We start from the raw sequence: 762 nt of genomic DNA, 5'->3' as shown, positions 1-762 counted from the left end.
GCAGATGCTGCGTGGTGGCAAGCCATGCGCCGAAAAAGAGTTTAAATCAAAAATCGACTAATCAGCGTTATTCAGAACTCCATCGTAAACCGTTCAATCTCAAAAAGCCTTCAAACATGGTTGCAACCGTTTTTTGTCTTTTCAATGCTGATACGAAACTTATCTCATAATACCTAACGGATTGTAAAACACACTGAAATAGAGATCTTCAAAGATATCCTGATCGTTTGAGTTTTGCTGATACTGCCCAAGCCCTATTAAGCCGGCAGCCCATATCAGACAAACCATGATTGCCAACCTGACAATCAGACGCTGTTTGTGCGGCATAAGGCTACATAACCAATCTGCACATAGAAGCATACCCGACATCACCCAAACCACATATCCCCAACCAAATACACCGGGTAACACAAATATCGACCCCGGTATCATCAAGATTAACATTAAACAGGGGAACAAATATAAGGTTTCTTTATCATCCTTCAATCTGATATATAAAACAAAAAAAATCACATTGGCAAATGTAGGCCAGCTCGCCGGATACCAAAAAACAGTCAAACCTGTCATCCAAATTACCAAACCTATCGCTCCGCCTACAGCGGGCAAACACAAGGATAAAATGAACAGTATGATCGCCACCCTTCTTAAAGATTTTCTCAAACCTAGGTCATAATCGAGTGGCAATAGATTATCCGGCATATTATTTCCTTACACGATAAACGGCAGCCAATCAAAGGTCGTCTGAAACCTTGTTTTAGAGTT

The 762-nt window shown here is 40.9% G+C and carries 1 protein-coding gene; it reads right to left on the bottom strand.

The features are described 5' to 3' along the window. Window positions 1-159: 159 nt before the first annotated feature. Entirely contained in the window at window positions 160-699 is a 540-nt protein-coding gene (locus HMPREF2726_RS09335) for a hypothetical protein (RefSeq protein ID WP_070603129.1), read from the bottom strand. Window positions 700-762: the final 63 nt, after the last annotated feature.

The organism is Neisseria sp. HMSC074B07 (assembly GCF_001810355.1).
Taxonomy (GTDB): Bacteria; Pseudomonadota; Gammaproteobacteria; order Burkholderiales; family Neisseriaceae; genus Neisseria.
Note: the sequence above shows the minus strand (reverse complement) of the source record. Positions and strands in the feature narration are given on the sequence as shown.